This is a genomic window from Janthinobacterium goodfellowi (genome assembly GCF_051380695.1).
Classification (GTDB): domain Bacteria; phylum Pseudomonadota; class Gammaproteobacteria; order Burkholderiales; family Burkholderiaceae_D; genus Janthinobacterium.
This window is the reverse complement of the sequence record NZ_JBNYXN010000002.1, coordinates 732,910-745,547: the sequence shown is the minus strand read 5'-3', so window position 1 is coordinate 745,547 and position 12,638 is coordinate 732,910. Positions and strand designations below refer to the sequence as shown.

At 61.6% G+C, this 12,638-nt stretch carries 17 protein-coding genes; 6 read left to right on the top strand and 11 right to left on the bottom strand.

Translation table 11 applies throughout. From position 1 onward, the window contains the following. The first annotated feature begins 81 nt into the window (after positions 1-81). The 6 genes from cyoB to ACQ4WQ_RS11370 are packed head-to-tail and all read left to right on the top strand — an operon-like array spanning position 82 to position 5,788. On the top strand, positions 82-2,085 hold the full coding sequence (gene cyoB / locus ACQ4WQ_RS11395; RefSeq protein ID WP_326457402.1) for a cytochrome o ubiquinol oxidase subunit I: 2,004 nt from the start codon (positions 82-84) through the stop codon (positions 2,083-2,085). Further along, positions 2,078-2,716 carry a cytochrome o ubiquinol oxidase subunit III gene (cyoC, locus tag ACQ4WQ_RS11390; protein WP_086144570.1) on the top strand — a complete coding sequence of 213 codons (639 nt, stop codon included), beginning with the start codon at positions 2,078-2,080 and terminating at the stop codon, positions 2,714-2,716. The genes cyoB and cyoC overlap by 8 nt, the downstream gene beginning before the upstream one ends. Beyond that, positions 2,713-3,099, top strand: coding sequence for a cytochrome o ubiquinol oxidase subunit IV (cyoD, locus tag ACQ4WQ_RS11385; RefSeq protein WP_071323579.1), 387 nt, complete (start codon positions 2,713-2,715; stop codon positions 3,097-3,099). The genes cyoC and cyoD overlap by 4 nt, the downstream gene beginning before the upstream one ends. Further along, a complete protein-coding gene (locus ACQ4WQ_RS11380) occupies positions 3,096-3,929 on the top strand; it encodes an SURF1 family protein (RefSeq protein WP_436497085.1) in 834 nt (277 codons plus the stop codon). Before cyoD ends, ACQ4WQ_RS11380 begins: the two co-directional genes overlap by 4 nt. Continuing rightward, entirely contained in the window at positions 3,913-5,262 is a 1,350-nt protein-coding gene (locus ACQ4WQ_RS11375; RefSeq protein WP_436497083.1) for an ATP-binding protein, read from the top strand. The genes ACQ4WQ_RS11380 and ACQ4WQ_RS11375 overlap by 17 nt, the downstream gene beginning before the upstream one ends. Further along, a complete protein-coding gene (locus ACQ4WQ_RS11370) occupies positions 5,252-5,788 on the top strand; it encodes a response regulator transcription factor (protein WP_034788474.1) in 537 nt (178 codons plus the stop codon). The genes ACQ4WQ_RS11375 and ACQ4WQ_RS11370 overlap by 11 nt, the downstream gene beginning before the upstream one ends. A gap of 89 nt (positions 5,789-5,877) precedes the next feature. On the opposite strand, the gene ACQ4WQ_RS11365 is transcribed toward ACQ4WQ_RS11370, so the two are convergent. From ACQ4WQ_RS11365 to ACQ4WQ_RS11315, 11 genes are all read right to left on the bottom strand, one after another. After that, entirely contained in the window at positions 5,878-6,276 is a 399-nt protein-coding gene (locus ACQ4WQ_RS11365) for a hypothetical protein (RefSeq protein ID WP_436497081.1), read from the bottom strand. A 38-nt stretch (positions 6,277-6,314) separates the two neighbouring features. Next, positions 6,315-6,755 (bottom strand): hypothetical protein, encoded by a 441-nt coding sequence (locus tag ACQ4WQ_RS11360; protein WP_436497079.1) that lies wholly within the window; start codon positions 6,753-6,755, stop codon positions 6,315-6,317. 66 nt (positions 6,756-6,821) lie between these two features. After that, complete coding sequence (locus ACQ4WQ_RS11355) at positions 6,822-6,956, bottom strand: hypothetical protein (protein WP_436497077.1); 135 nt, start codon at positions 6,954-6,956, stop codon at positions 6,822-6,824. A gap of 33 nt (positions 6,957-6,989) precedes the next feature. Then, positions 6,990-7,475, bottom strand: a complete 486-nt coding sequence (locus tag ACQ4WQ_RS11350; RefSeq protein ID WP_436497075.1) for a GNAT family N-acetyltransferase — start codon at positions 7,473-7,475, stop codon at positions 6,990-6,992. A 23-nt stretch (positions 7,476-7,498) separates the two neighbouring features. Continuing rightward, positions 7,499-7,849 carry a hypothetical protein gene (locus ACQ4WQ_RS11345; RefSeq protein WP_436497073.1) on the bottom strand — a complete coding sequence of 117 codons (351 nt, stop codon included), beginning with the start codon at positions 7,847-7,849 and terminating at the stop codon, positions 7,499-7,501. 239 nt (positions 7,850-8,088) lie between these two features. Further along, positions 8,089-8,730, bottom strand: coding sequence for a putative DNA-mimic protein (locus tag ACQ4WQ_RS11340; RefSeq protein ID WP_436497071.1), 642 nt, complete (start codon positions 8,728-8,730; stop codon positions 8,089-8,091). Positions 8,731-8,787: 57 nt separating this feature from the next. Beyond that, entirely contained in the window at positions 8,788-9,153 is a 366-nt protein-coding gene (locus tag ACQ4WQ_RS11335; RefSeq protein WP_436497069.1) for a hypothetical protein, read from the bottom strand. Positions 9,154-9,178: 25 nt separating this feature from the next. After that, positions 9,179-9,979: a phosphonate ABC transporter, permease protein PhnE gene (gene phnE, locus ACQ4WQ_RS11330; RefSeq protein ID WP_436497067.1), complete on the bottom strand. Its 801-nt coding sequence runs from the start codon at positions 9,977-9,979 to the stop codon at positions 9,179-9,181. Further along, the gene (locus ACQ4WQ_RS11325) at positions 9,976-10,788 is read right to left on the bottom strand and encodes a PhnE/PtxC family ABC transporter permease (RefSeq protein WP_436497411.1); all 813 of its coding nucleotides are present in this window, start codon (positions 10,786-10,788) and stop codon (positions 9,976-9,978) included. Before ACQ4WQ_RS11325 ends, phnE begins: the two co-directional genes overlap by 4 nt. A gap of 17 nt (positions 10,789-10,805) precedes the next feature. Beyond that, on the bottom strand, positions 10,806-11,618 hold the full coding sequence (locus ACQ4WQ_RS11320; RefSeq protein ID WP_436497065.1) for a phosphonate ABC transporter ATP-binding protein: 813 nt from the start codon (positions 11,616-11,618) through the stop codon (positions 10,806-10,808). A 125-nt stretch (positions 11,619-11,743) separates the two neighbouring features. Then, positions 11,744-12,613 (bottom strand): putative selenate ABC transporter substrate-binding protein, encoded by an 870-nt coding sequence (locus ACQ4WQ_RS11315; protein ID WP_436497063.1) that lies wholly within the window; start codon positions 12,611-12,613, stop codon positions 11,744-11,746. Between the last annotated feature and the right edge of the window lie 25 nt (positions 12,614-12,638).

The following is a 12,638-nucleotide window of genomic DNA, read 5'->3' as shown; positions in this document are numbered from 1 at the left end:
CTGCATGAATCCCGCAGCGCATTGCGCTGCAGATACTGGCGCCGCTTGCCTGGCGCCTCCCTTTTTTCTCTGAGAGTAACAATGCTAGACCATATTGATCTGACGAAGCTTATATTCGGCCGTCTGACTTGGGATGCAATTCCATTTCACGAACCTATCCTGCTGGCGACCTTTGCAATGGTCGCCCTGGGCGGTATCGCACTCGTTGCGGCACTGACGTATTTCCGCGTCTGGGGTACCCTGTGGCGCGACTGGATCACCAGTATCGACCATAAAAAAATCGGTATCATGTACATGATCCTGGGCCTGGTCATGCTGTTGCGCGGCTTTGCCGACGCGCTCATGATGCGTACCCAGCAGGCGATCGCCTTTGGCGACAATGCCGGCTTCCTGCCACCGCATCACTACGACCAGATCTTCACCGCCCACGGCGTGATCATGATCTTCTTCGTCGCGATGCCTTTCGTGACGGGTCTGATGAACTACGTGGTGCCGCTGCAGATCGGCGCGCGCGACGTGGCTTTCCCATTCCTCAACAACTTCAGCTTCTGGATGACCACCATGGGCGCCGCCCTGGTCATGGCTTCGCTGTTCGTCGGCGAATTCGCCCGCACGGGCTGGCTCGCCTATCCGCCGCTGTCGGGCATCGTCGGCAGTCCGGACGTGGGGGTAGACTATTACATCTGGTCCTTGCAGATTGCCGGGGTCGGGACGCTATTGTCCGGTGTCAACCTGATCGCCACCATCGTCAAGATGCGCGCGCCTGGCATGACCTGGATGAAAATGCCTGTCTTCACCTGGACCGCACTGTGCACCAACATCCTGATCGTCGCCGCCTTCCCGGTGCTGACGGCTGTATTGGCCATGCTGTCGCTGGACCGCGTCGCCGGCTTTAACTTCTTCACGACGGAACTGGGCGGCAACGCCATGATGTACGTCAACCTGATCTGGATCTGGGGTCACCCGGAAGTCTACATTCTGATCCTGCCGCTGTTCGGCGTGTTCTCGGAAGTGGTCGCCACGTTCAGCAGCAAGCGTTTGTTCGGCTACGCCTCGATGGTGTACGCCACTTGCGTCATCATGATCCTGTCCTACCTGGTATGGCTGCATCACTTCTTCACCATGGGTTCGGGCGCCAGCGTCAACTCCTTCTTCGGCATCACGACGATGATCATTTCGATCCCGACGGGCGCGAAGATCTTCAACTGGCTGTTTACCATGTACCGCGGCCGTATCCGTTTTGAGTTGCCCATGCTGTGGACGATCGGCTTCATGGTCACCTTCACCATCGGCGGCATGACCGGCGTCTTGCTGGCCGTACCGCCAGCGGACTTCGTCCTGCATAACAGCCTGTTCCTGATCGCCCACTTCCATAACGTGATTATCGGCGGCGTGGTGTTCGGTGTATTTGCTGCGATCAACTACTGGTACCCGAAAGCCTTCGGCTACAAGCTCGACGCGTTCTGGGGCAAGTGCTCGTTCTGGTTCTGGTTCGTCGGCTTCTACCTGGCCTTCATGCCGCTGTACGTGCTGGGCCTGATGGGCGTGACCCGCCGTGTCAACCACTTTGAAGATCCATCGCTGCAAATCTGGACCATCATCGCCTGGTTTGGCGCCGTCTCGATCGCGCTGGGCATCGGTTCCCTGCTGATGCAGTTCTATGTGAGTTTCCGCAACCGTCACGCCCTGCGCGACGTCACCGGCGACCCATGGGGCGGCCGTACGCTGGAATGGTCGACGTCGTCGCCACCGCCAGACTATAATTTCGCCTTCACGCCACAAGTGCACGAACTCGATGCATGGACCGACATGAAGAAACACGGTTACCAGCGTCCGACGTCCGGTTTCACGAAGATCCACATGCCGAAGAACACCTGGGCCGGTTTCGTGATCGCCGCACTGTCCGCACTGGTTGGTTTTGGCCTGATCTGGCAAATGTGGCTCGTCGCCGGCATTGGCTTTGCGGTCATGATGATTACGATCATCGTCCATACCTTTAACTACAAGCGCGATTACTACATTCCTGCGGAAGAAGTGGTCCGTACCGAAGACGCTTATACTAAATTGCTGAGCAGCCATGTCTGATACCATCGCCCATAACACCGGCGCCGCTGGCGCCGCACCAAGCACGCGCAGCTACTTTGTGCGCGAGCACCACCCGGAAAACGGCAGTTTGCTCGGTTTCTGGCTCTACCTGATGAGCGATTGCCTGATCTTCGCCTGTCTGTTCGCCACGTACGCCGTGGTCGGCCGCAGCTACGCGGACGGCCCGACGGGCGCCGCGCTGTTCGACCTGCCGCTGGTGGCCGTCAACACGGCCATGCTGCTGTTGTCGTCGATCACCTACGGCTTCGCCATGCTGACCATGCAGCGCAAGCAATTGCGCAGCACCCTGGTCTGGCTGGGCATCACGGGCCTGTTCGGCCTGGCCTTCCTGTCGCTGGAAATGTATGAATTCATTCATCTGATCCACGAAGGCGCCGGTCCGCAGCGCAGCGCGTTCCTGTCGTCGTTCTTCGCCCTGGTCGGTACCCACGGCTTGCACGTGACGTTCGGCGTGATCTGGCTCGTGACCCTGATGTTCCAGTTGAACAAGCATGGCCTGACCCCGGAAAACGGCCGCCGCATGATGTGCCTGTCGCTGTTCTGGCACTTCCTGGACGTCATCTGGATCGGCGTCTTCACCTTTGTCTACCTGATGGGAGTGCTGCCATGAGCGACCACCACACACACGGCGATAGCCACCACCATGACCACCACGATCATGGCAGCCTGAAAAGCTACGCGATCGGTTTCATCCTGTCGGTGATCCTGACGGCCATTCCGTTCTGGCTGGTGATGACGAAAGCCATCACCAACTCGGGCACCATGGGTCTGGTCCTGCTGGCGTTCGCGGCGGTTCAAGTGGTGGTGCACATGGTGTACTTCCTGCACATGAACACCAAGTCCGAAGGCGGCTGGAACATGATGGCGCTGATCTTCACGATCATGATCGTGGGCATCGCCATGGCCGGTTCCCTGTGGGTCATGTACCACATGAACCACAACATGATGCCGGATCTGATGCCTGAGTACATGCATACGAAAACGGCTCCATGATGAGTAATACGCGCCCAAGCAACACCGGGCGCGCCCCTGGCGCCGCATCGCAAGATGCCGCGCCAGGCCCACGCGGCATGGCTGTGCGATATGCACTGGCCTTGCTGGCGGGGATCTTGTTTGCCGGTTTCTGTGTCCTGGGAACCTGGCAAGTCAAGCGCCTGTTCTGGAAGCTTGACCTGATCGAGCGCGTCGAACAACGCGTACATGCGCCCGCAACGGACGCACCTGGACCCGCAGCCTGGGCCAGCATCACGCCGCAAACGGATGAATACCGCCATGTGCGACTCTCCGGTACTTATCTCCCCCTATTCAATACCCTGGTGCAGGCAACGACGGCACTGGGCAGCGGTTATTGGTTAATCACGCCATTGCGCCTGGCCGATGGCAGCACCGTGCTCATCAACCGCGGCTTCGTGCCGAAACGCGCCAGCATCGGCGCCGGCACGCCGGCCGGCATCGTCGAGGTCGACGGCTTGCTGCGCATCAGCGAGACGGGCGGCGGTTTCCTGCGCGAAAACAGTCCTGCCACGCAGCACTGGTATTCGCGCGACGTGGCCGCCATCGCCGCCTCGCACATGCTAAGCAACGTGGCGCCATATTTCGTCGATGCGAAAGAGAAATCGGAAACGGCCAGTGACGCCCCCGTCGGCGGCCTGACCGTGATCTCGTTCCACAACAACCACCTCGTATATGCGCTGACCTGGTTCGCGCTGGCCCTGATGGTGGCCGGCATTACGTGGTGGATCGTGCGCGAAGACAAACGCCGCCGCGCGCGCAAGGCGGACAACGCCCATCGCCAGGAAAGCGACCATGCCGGGCAGGATTGAAATCCTGCCCAACCGCGAAGTGCTAGAGCGCGGCGCGGTGGCGGCCGAGATGGAACATCCGGCCGGCCACCAGAACATGAAGCTGCTGATCCAGCTGCGCTGGCTGGCCGTGATCGGCCAGATTAGCACCATCTTCGGCGTGGGCGTGGGACTGGGCATCGCCTTGCCCGTGCCCTACATGCTCGAAGTGCTGTCCTGCCTGATCGCTTTTAACTTAGCCAGCCTGCTGCGCTGGCATGAACGCCAGCCCGTTTCCAACACGGCGCTGTTTCTTGCCCTGCTGGTCGACGTCACCGTGCTGACGGCCCAGCTCTACCTGAGCGGCGGCATCAGCAACCCGTTTTCCTTCCTGTATTTATTGCAAGTCATCCTCAGCGCCGTGCTGCTGGAAGTGTGGTCGACCTGGATCATGGTGGCCATCACCAGCCTGTGCCTGGCTGGCCTGGCCTTGCTGCCCGGCCCCTTGATCCTGCCGATCGACCCCGAGCGCGGCTTTTCCAGCCTGTACGTGCAGGGCTTGCTGATCTGTTTCATCCTGAATGCCGCCTTGCTGGTGGTGTTCATCACGCGCATCAACCGCAACCAGCGGGCCGGCGACGCCAAGGTGGCTGACTTGCGCCAACGCGCGGCGGAAGAGGAGCATATCATCCGCATGGGCTTGCTGGCCTCGGGTGCCGCGCACGAGCTGGGCACGCCGCTGGCAACCCTGTCCGTCATCCTCGGCGACTGGCGCCGCATGCCGGAACTGAGCAAGAACAGCGAACTGCTGGAAGAAATCACGGAAATGCAGGCGCAATTGCAGCGCTGCAAGAGCATCGTCAGCGGCATCTTATTGTCGGCGGGCGAGGCGCGCGGGGAATCTTCCGTGAAAACGACGATCAATACCTTCCTCAACGACCTGGTCGACGAGTGGCGCAGCAGCCGCCCGATCCAGGATTTCGAGTACGATAACCGCATCGAGCACGACGTGCCCGTCGTCTTCGATTCGACCCTGAAGCAAACCATCTGCAATGTGCTCGACAATGCGCTGGAAGCGTCGCCCGAATGGCTGCGTTTTGAAGCGACGCGCGAAGCGGACGCCTTGCACCTGGTCGTTACCGATGCGGGCCCCGGCTTCGAGCCGTCGATGCTGACGCACCTGGGTAAACCATATCAAAGCAGCAAGGGCAAGCCCGGCGGCGGCCTGGGCCTGTTCCTGGTGGTGAATGTCGCGCGTACTTTAGGTGGTACGGTAACGGCGCGCAACCGGGTGCAGGGCGGGGCGGTGGTGCACCTGGCCTTGCCGCTGGCGGCCATCAAACTGGAAAGAGAAAGCGACCACCATGCAGGATGACCGTCTGTTACTGATCGTGGAAGACGATGCCGCGTTTGCCCGCACCCTGGGCCGCTCGTTCGAACGGCGCGGCTATCAGGTCATTCTGGCCACGAATTTCGACGAGGCGAGCGCCTTGCTGGAGCAGCATTGCCCCGACTACGCCGTCGTCGATTTGAAGCTCAATGGCAATACCTCGGGCCTGGCCTGCGTGCAGATGCTGCACCAGCACGACCCGGAAATGCTGATCGTCGTGCTGACGGGCTACGCCAGCATCGGCACGGCCGTCGAAGCGATCAAGCTGGGCGCCTGCCAATACCTGGCGAAACCGTCGAACACGGACGACATCGAAGCGGCCTTCGGCCATGTGGCCGGCAACGCCGACATCGAACTGACGAATCGCGCCACCAACATCAAGACCCTGGAATGGGAACGCATCCACGAAATGCTGGCCGAGACGGATTTCAATATTTCCGAAACGGCGCGACGACTGGGCATGCACCGGCGCACGCTGGCGCGCAAGCTGGAAAAGCAGCGGGTGAAATAACTGCTGAAATTGTTGACCTGGCTGGTGGCGAACGAATGGGAAAGCGTCGTCGCCGCGCTATGCCAGGACAGTGGATAAGGTGCACGGCCTTAAAATCTGAAGCAGTGTGCCTGCTGGCCTTCGCTGCGCATAAATGGCACGGTCAGCAGCAGCGAAGTCTCGCGCTGGCAGGCCAGTAGCGCACCCTTTGCGTTATCCACCCCTTTTTCTATAAAGCTTCGTTTCCACGCGCGCGCCAATGCCATGGACAGCGCTGTTTCGGATGCCGCTAAATTGACTTCAACTGTCGTGAATGCCGGAACTTTGCCGTCGGATGGAATTTGTAATACATCAGGCAACTCTTTTTGGATGGCGCGAACCAACGATGCGCCGTCCGATGCCATGCATTGTTCGATATCATCGATACCGCAATTGGCCGTCTTGCCAGTCCGGGCGATTGAAGGCGACATGATGCCGATCACGATTGCAAAGAATATGATGCTTCTCATTTTCAATATGATGCCCGTATTTTTTCGTGGCGGCCAGGCTAATCATTGTCGAACGTCAGTTCGAGCACGCTGTCATCGCTCCAGTCCTGCTCCCGCAGCGGCGGCGTGAACGACGCGCCGTTGAAGGGCACGGGCGCGCTTTTCCCGTTGAAGCTGATCGTCGCGGCCGTGATGCGCCGCGCTTCCGAAAAGCTGTAGGTTCCCTTTTGCGACACGAAATTGCACGGCCCGCCCAGCGCTCCCATCGCCGTACGCATGGCGAAAGGCAGGGTGTCCTTGTCGATGGCCCAATGGACCTCGCACGCCAGCCGCAGGTCGCCCAGGCGGCGCAGCGTATCGCTGGTCGCCGCGCTCCTGACGTACGGTATCCACCTGACCGAGCCCGCCTTGCGGTTCACGGTCAGCTCGGCCTTCTCATACAGCGGCCCCTGTTCGACGGGCAGGGTGAAGATATTGCCTTCCCCCAGCGGTATCGCCATGCCCGCCTCGTCGCTTTCCAGCAGGGCAACGGCAAAGCGATTGTGGGGCCGCCCCTTTGCTGGCGGTTAGCGCCCCAGCGTGAGTAGCCGCAGCATTGCCCAGCCCGGCCAATAGAACAGCTTTTCAATGACGGTGCCTAACACACCATACATCAACAGGCGAACGATCCAGACGATGGCGTCAAAAATCCAGTCAAGCACGGTTCATCTTTTGGCTGTGCCAACGGAGTTGGCTCATGCCGCCGCCCGCCATTCCATCTTCTGCACCTGGATATGCGGATGGCTTTCCAGCGCTTCCCATTCCGGCAAGAAGACGAAGCCCTGTTTCCGGTAAAACGCGGCCGCGCGGGTGTTCTCGGGGGCCACGTCGAGCACCAGGCGAGGATGGCCGTTGTCCATGGCGCAGCGTTTGACGGCATCGACCAGTCCTTGCGCCACGGCCAGGCCCCGATAGTCGGGATGTACCCACATGGCGATCAGGTGGCATACACCAACGGCGGCCACCGCTTGCGCGGCCAGGCCGATCGGCTGCTCTCCATCGAAGGCAAGGAAAAACGTGCGTTGCGGCGTGCTGACGGCCCGTTGTTGCCAGTCCATATCGGAAAAGCCAGCCGCGCTGGCGTGGCTGGCGCCGAAGGCCGTGGGGGCGTCGAGCAGGGCGGCCAGACGCGTCGCTTTCAGGGCTTGCCAGTCGCCGGCGGTGGTGGGGCGAATAATCATATTCTTCAAATCTGCGACATTCCTTAACTGGTCGGCGCGGCCGTGGAGGACGAAATCTTCTTGTACGCTTCCGCCAGCATCGTGACGGTCGCCACGTCGTTCACGCTGCGCGCTTCGATGATGGTCTCGCCGGCCTGGATGGTGACATCACCGTTCGCGTAGGTGGCGGGAAAGCGCCGCTCGGTGATCTTGTTGGTGACGACATTGCGTGCGTAGCGCAGCGCGACGAGCTGCTCGCCTTCCTGCTTGATGACGACATAATTCGGCACGGTGGTGCGTTCCAGTTTCCACGTGCCGATAAAGTCTTCGACAGGGGCGGCGCTGGCGTGCAGCGCACAGCACGTGGCGAGGGCGCCCAGTAGCGGTTTTTTCATGGTGTTGACAGCCTATGCAAGAGTGGCCTGCTGTGCAGGAAAATACGTCACATATGCTTGAATGGCCTGGCGCTTGTCCATGGGGCAGCGCCAGTCATTTAAGTATTTAGCAATATTAACAGGGTCGTCGACGTGTTTGCCGCCGTTTCCGCAATTTTGCTCAGGCCGTGTTGTATGTGCGCCCTGACAGTGCCAGTAGCGCCTTGGCCTGGCCTATTGCCAGCATGCCGGCAGCATGCTCAGTTGAAGACGATTGCCGTCTTGTGTTCGATACTGAGCCGGCATGCCTCGTACGCGGCCAGCCAGGCGATCAGTTCGCGCTCGAGGCCGTCTTCGTCGTCGATACGCGCATTGATGCGCGCCGCCTCTTCATCGCTCAGCTCGTCGCCGAGCAGGAAAATGCCCAGCGCGGGCGCCACCGTGACCAGTTCGGCGCGCAGGCTGTACGAGGAGCCGAGCATGCCGCCCAGCAGTGCATTTTCCTCATCGGCAAAAATAACGTCCTCGAAGACGAGGGGGAAATAAAAGCCTTCGCAATCGGAATGACAGATCAGGTGGCTATTCAGGTCATCCTGCGCTGCTTCCAGCAGTGGATCCTCGCTTGGATCCTCGCCTTCGGCCAGCGGCGTGGCCCGCCATTGCCCATCCTGGACCGCATGCGCATACGCGCGGCGCAGATAATGCAGGTAGCTGTACGGAAAGGCATCAAGCGCTGCGCGCGACTGCAGTTGCGGCAAGGCCAGCGGTTCGCCATGCTGCGGCAAGCCCGCTTTTTGCAGCAGGGCGTTCGCTTGCGCCAGGGAATCGTGCAGCCATTGCGCACCTTCCGGGTCTTCTTCGTGCAGGTCGGCGAGAGCGCCGACTGTTATTGCCAATCCCATGCATGGCCTCCTATATTTTTCAGCTGCGAGTGTAAATCATTTGCCTCTGGTCATCATTTACGATTGGTCCCACACTTCAATCGTCAGCAGCTGCCCGGGTTCGCACGCGGTGATGCGCTGCGGATGCACGGTGATGCTGCCAGGCCAGCCCGTCAACGTATCTTGCGGAAATTCACCTTCCTGCGCTTCGGCGATGCCCGCCAGCAGCAGGGGCGCGATGACGTCCGCCGAGGCCGTGTAGCGGTTGGGGAAGCCGTTGAACGTCAGCTGGGTCGCCTTGCCTTGCTGGCACAGTTGCGCGATCCAGTCCGCGCCGAACAGGCCCGCTTCCCAGCTGGCGAGAAACGCTTCCTTGTTGACTTTCGTCATATCGGCCATTTGCTCCGGCGTTTCCGTCGAGATAATCGTCCACCAGCCTGACATGGGCATTCCTTGTGAAAAGTGAAAATTAACGGGTCATGGTGCGGCGCAGCAGGTAGCTGAGGCCATCGACGGCCGCCACCATCAGCAGCATGGCGACGATGACGGTGGCGGCGCTCTGCATCTGGAACAGCGACAGATGGTATTTCAGCATCTGCCCCAGGCCGCCCGCGCCGACGACGCCGAGGATGGCGGCGGCGCGGATATTGTTTTCCCAGCGGTACAAGGTGTAGGACATCATCTGCGGCCCGCACTGCGGCAAAGTGGCGTACAGGAAAGCCACGGCGGGGCGGGCGCCATTGATGCGCAAGGTGGCGGCCGGCAAGGGCGGGCAATTTTCAAAGGCGTCGGCAAACAATCGGCCCAGCACGCCCACCGTGTGCAGGGCCAGGGCCAGGGTGCCCGCGAACGGGCCCAGGCCGGCGGCGATCAGCAAAATCGACGCCCACACCAGTTCGGGAATGGAGCGCAACACGTTCAAGACGCCGCGCGTGGCATTGCGCGCCACGTTGCCGAAGCGCCCGCTGGCGGGCAGGGCCAGCAACGCGCCCAGGAGAGCGGCGATCACCGTGCCGATGGCCGACATGGCCAGGGTCTCGAACGTGGCGATGCCCACTTTCATCAGGAAGGGGCTGGACAGCTCGGGCGGGGCGAAGCCGTGCAGGAAGTCGGCCGTCGTGCGCACGGCGTCGGCACTGAAGAATTCTCCCCATTTCAGGGGCAGGGTGGCGAAACTGGCGATGACCAGCAGCAGCAAACCGGCCAGCAAGGCCCAGGTGGACCAGCGCACGCGAGGGGAAACCGGCAGCATGGAGGTATCGTCCTTCATGCCAGCCTCCGGCGCAGCATGGCGGACACGGCGTCGGCGCCCGCCACCAGCAGCACGAACACCATCAGCATGGTGGCCAATTCATTGCCTGCCATCATCTTCATCGATTCATCCATGCGCTGGCCCAGGCCGCCCGCGCCGACAAAACCCATGACGACGGAGCCGCGGATCGCGCATTCCCAGCGGTAAATCGTGTATGACACGAGTTCGGCAGCCGATTCGGGCAGGGCGCCGTACAGCAAGGCCTGCAGGCGGCCGCTGCCGTTGTGCAATAAGGCGTTGCAGGCGGACGCATCCGACGATTCGAGGATTTCCGCATACACCTTGCCCAGCATGCCGCAATAGGTGAGGGCGATGGCGATCACGCCGGCCGTCGGCCCCAGGCCGACGATGCGCACCAGCAATAATGCCCAGACCAGTTCCGGCACGCTGCGCAGCAGCACCAGCAGCGCACGGACTGCGTGGCGCACGGCGGCGGCCAGCGGCGACACCTGGCCGGAACCGATGCGCGAGATCGACAAACGCTCCGTCACCAGCAGGGTCAAGGGGATGGCGCCCAGCATGGCCAGCGCCATGCCGGCCGTGGCCATGGCGATGGTTTCCCAGCTGGAAATGGCCACCAGCTGCAAAAATTCCAGCGAGTGGGCGGGCGGCACGAAGCTGGCGATGAATTGCCAGGTGGCTGCCAGGCTTTGCGTATCCCAGAGTATCCACGGCTTGAACTCGGCTTGCACCAGCATCGGCCACAGCACGAGCAGCACGATGGCCGCCCCGGTCAGGCGGCCGCGCCAGGCGGGGTCGCGCGGCATGGCGGCGTCGGCGCTCTTCAGCAAAGGGGCCTCGCGGCGTCCAGGTTCGCCTCCACCGATTCGAACTGGGGCGCGGCGTCGGCCTTGTTGCGGTACAGCTCGGCGATCATGGCGTCGCTGACCTCGGCGCCAGGCAAGTCGAAGACGATCTGGCCGTCGCGCAGGGCGACGATGCGCGTAAAGCAGGCGCGCGCGATCTCGACCTGGTGCAGGCTGCAGATCAGGGTGGCGTTGCGTTTAGTCGCTTCCGCCTGCAGCACATGGATCGTTTGCAAGGCAAGCGTGGGGTCGAGCGCGGACAGCGGTTCGTCGACGAGGAACACTTGCGCATCCGACACGAGCGCGCGCGCCATGCCGCAGCGCTGGCGTTCGCCGCCGGAGAGGCGGTCGACCCTGGCGTACAGTTTATCCTGCAGGTTGAATTTACCGAGCGCTTCCCATGCGGCGCGCGGGTCGACGGGCGCCAGCAGCGAGCGCATCGCCGTCCACAAACTCCATTGCGGCAAGCGTCCCGCCAGCACGGCGTTGACGACGCGCTGGCGCGGCGGCAGCGGCGGCGTTTGCGGCGCCAGGAATAAACGAGCGCGCAAGGCGTGGCGTTCGCCGCTGCCGACTTGCCAGGGCGACGTGCCAAGGATGTGCAATGTGCCCGATGCGGGGCGCAGCGCGCAAGCCAGCGTGTGCAGCAGGCTGGTCTTGCCGGCGCCGGAGGGACCGATCAGGGCGATCTGTTCGCCCTGGGCCACGTCCAGGTCCACGTCGCGCAGGGCCAGCGCATTGCCGGCGGCGCCCGCGTGGTGGATGCAGACCTTGTGAAGTTGGAATGTCATGCGATGTTCGGTATGGGGGCGTTGGTGTGTCGGATTACGCGGCTGCGCCGCTAATCCGACCTACGCCATGCGACGGCAGCGTAGGTCGGATTAGGCCGGAGGCCGTAATCCGACAGATTCAGCAATTACTTCAACAGCTTCGCGTCGCGCGCGGCCGCTTCGATATCCTTGTAGTTCTCGGCCTTGGTCGGGATGAATTTGGTCGCGCGCTGCAGTTCGAGGATTTCCTTGCCTTCCGGCGTGGAAGCATCGAGCGCGAGGAAGGCATCCGTCAGCTTCTTGCGCACGACGGGATTCATGTCGGCACGCACGCTCCAGTTGTAATCGTAGTAGCCAGGTGTCGTGTAGAACACGCGCACCTTGCTTGGGTCGACCTTTTTCGCTTCGACCAGCTTTTCCCAAACCGAAATGTTCAAGGTGCCCGCATCGACCTTGCCGCCGGCCACTGCCGCCACGGTGGCGTCATGCGCGCCCGAAAACGCGATGCGCTTCATGTCCGTGTCCGGATTGATCTTGGCAGCCAGCAAGTAGTAACGGGGCATCAAATGGCCCGAGGTCGACGATTCCGAGCCGAACGTGAAGTTCTTGCCTTTCAGGTCCGACAATTGATTGATGTCCTTGCTGGTGGTCACGAACACGGAGCGGAACTTCGTGTCTTCCTCGCGCTGCACCAGCGGCACGATCTTGCCGCCGCTGCGCACGTTGGCTTGTACAAACGTGAAACCGCCGAACCAGACCATGTCGAGCTTGTGATTGATCAAGCCTTCCACGGACGCCGCGTAATCGGTGACGGGCGTAAATTCCACCTTCATGCCCAGCTTTTTCTCCAGATAGCTGCCCAGCGGCTTGAACTTGCGCTGCAACTCCGTCGGCGCTTCGTCGGGGATGGCGGACACGCGCAACACTTGCTGCGCCTGCGCCAGGCCGCTGTGGATGGCCAGGGTGGCGGCGACGGTGGCCAGAATGGCGGGGAATTTGTTGGAGAACGTGGTCATGGGACTGCCTTTGCAAAAAATATTC

Bases quoted from the DNA above. Each gene is read 5' to 3' on its own strand.
- cyoB (WP_326457402.1), top strand. From the start codon at position 82: ATGCTAGACCATATTGATCTGACGAAGCTTATATTCGGCCGTCTGACT.
- cyoC (WP_086144570.1), top strand. From the start codon at position 2,078: ATGTCTGATACCATCGCCCATAACACCGGCGCCGCTGGCGCCGCACCA.
- cyoD (WP_071323579.1), top strand. From the start codon at position 2,713: ATGAGCGACCACCACACACACGGCGATAGCCACCACCATGACCACCAC.
- ACQ4WQ_RS11380 (WP_436497085.1), top strand. From the start codon at position 3,096: ATGATGAGTAATACGCGCCCAAGCAACACCGGGCGCGCCCCTGGCGCC.
- ACQ4WQ_RS11375 (WP_436497083.1), top strand. From the start codon at position 3,913: ATGCCGGGCAGGATTGAAATCCTGCCCAACCGCGAAGTGCTAGAGCGC.
- ACQ4WQ_RS11370 (WP_034788474.1), top strand. From the start codon at position 5,252: ATGCAGGATGACCGTCTGTTACTGATCGTGGAAGACGATGCCGCGTTT.
- ACQ4WQ_RS11365 (WP_436497081.1), bottom strand. From the start codon at position 6,276: ATGAGAAGCATCATATTCTTTGCAATCGTGATCGGCATCATGTCGCCT.
- ACQ4WQ_RS11360 (WP_436497079.1), bottom strand. From the start codon at position 6,755: ATGGCGATACCGCTGGGGGAAGGCAATATCTTCACCCTGCCCGTCGAA.
- ACQ4WQ_RS11350 (WP_436497075.1), bottom strand. From the start codon at position 7,475: ATGATTATTCGCCCCACCACCGCCGGCGACTGGCAAGCCCTGAAAGCG.
- ACQ4WQ_RS11345 (WP_436497073.1), bottom strand. From the start codon at position 7,849: ATGAAAAAACCGCTACTGGGCGCCCTCGCCACGTGCTGTGCGCTGCAC.
- ACQ4WQ_RS11340 (WP_436497071.1), bottom strand. From the start codon at position 8,730: ATGGGATTGGCAATAACAGTCGGCGCTCTCGCCGACCTGCACGAAGAA.
- ACQ4WQ_RS11335 (WP_436497069.1), bottom strand. From the start codon at position 9,153: ATGTCAGGCTGGTGGACGATTATCTCGACGGAAACGCCGGAGCAAATG.
- phnE (WP_436497067.1), bottom strand. From the start codon at position 9,979: ATGAAGGACGATACCTCCATGCTGCCGGTTTCCCCTCGCGTGCGCTGG.
- ACQ4WQ_RS11325 (WP_436497411.1), bottom strand. From the start codon at position 10,788: ATGCCGCGCGACCCCGCCTGGCGCGGCCGCCTGACCGGGGCGGCCATC.
- ACQ4WQ_RS11320 (WP_436497065.1), bottom strand. From the start codon at position 11,618: ATGACATTCCAACTTCACAAGGTCTGCATCCACCACGCGGGCGCCGCC.
- ACQ4WQ_RS11315 (WP_436497063.1), bottom strand. From the start codon at position 12,613: ATGACCACGTTCTCCAACAAATTCCCCGCCATTCTGGCCACCGTCGCC.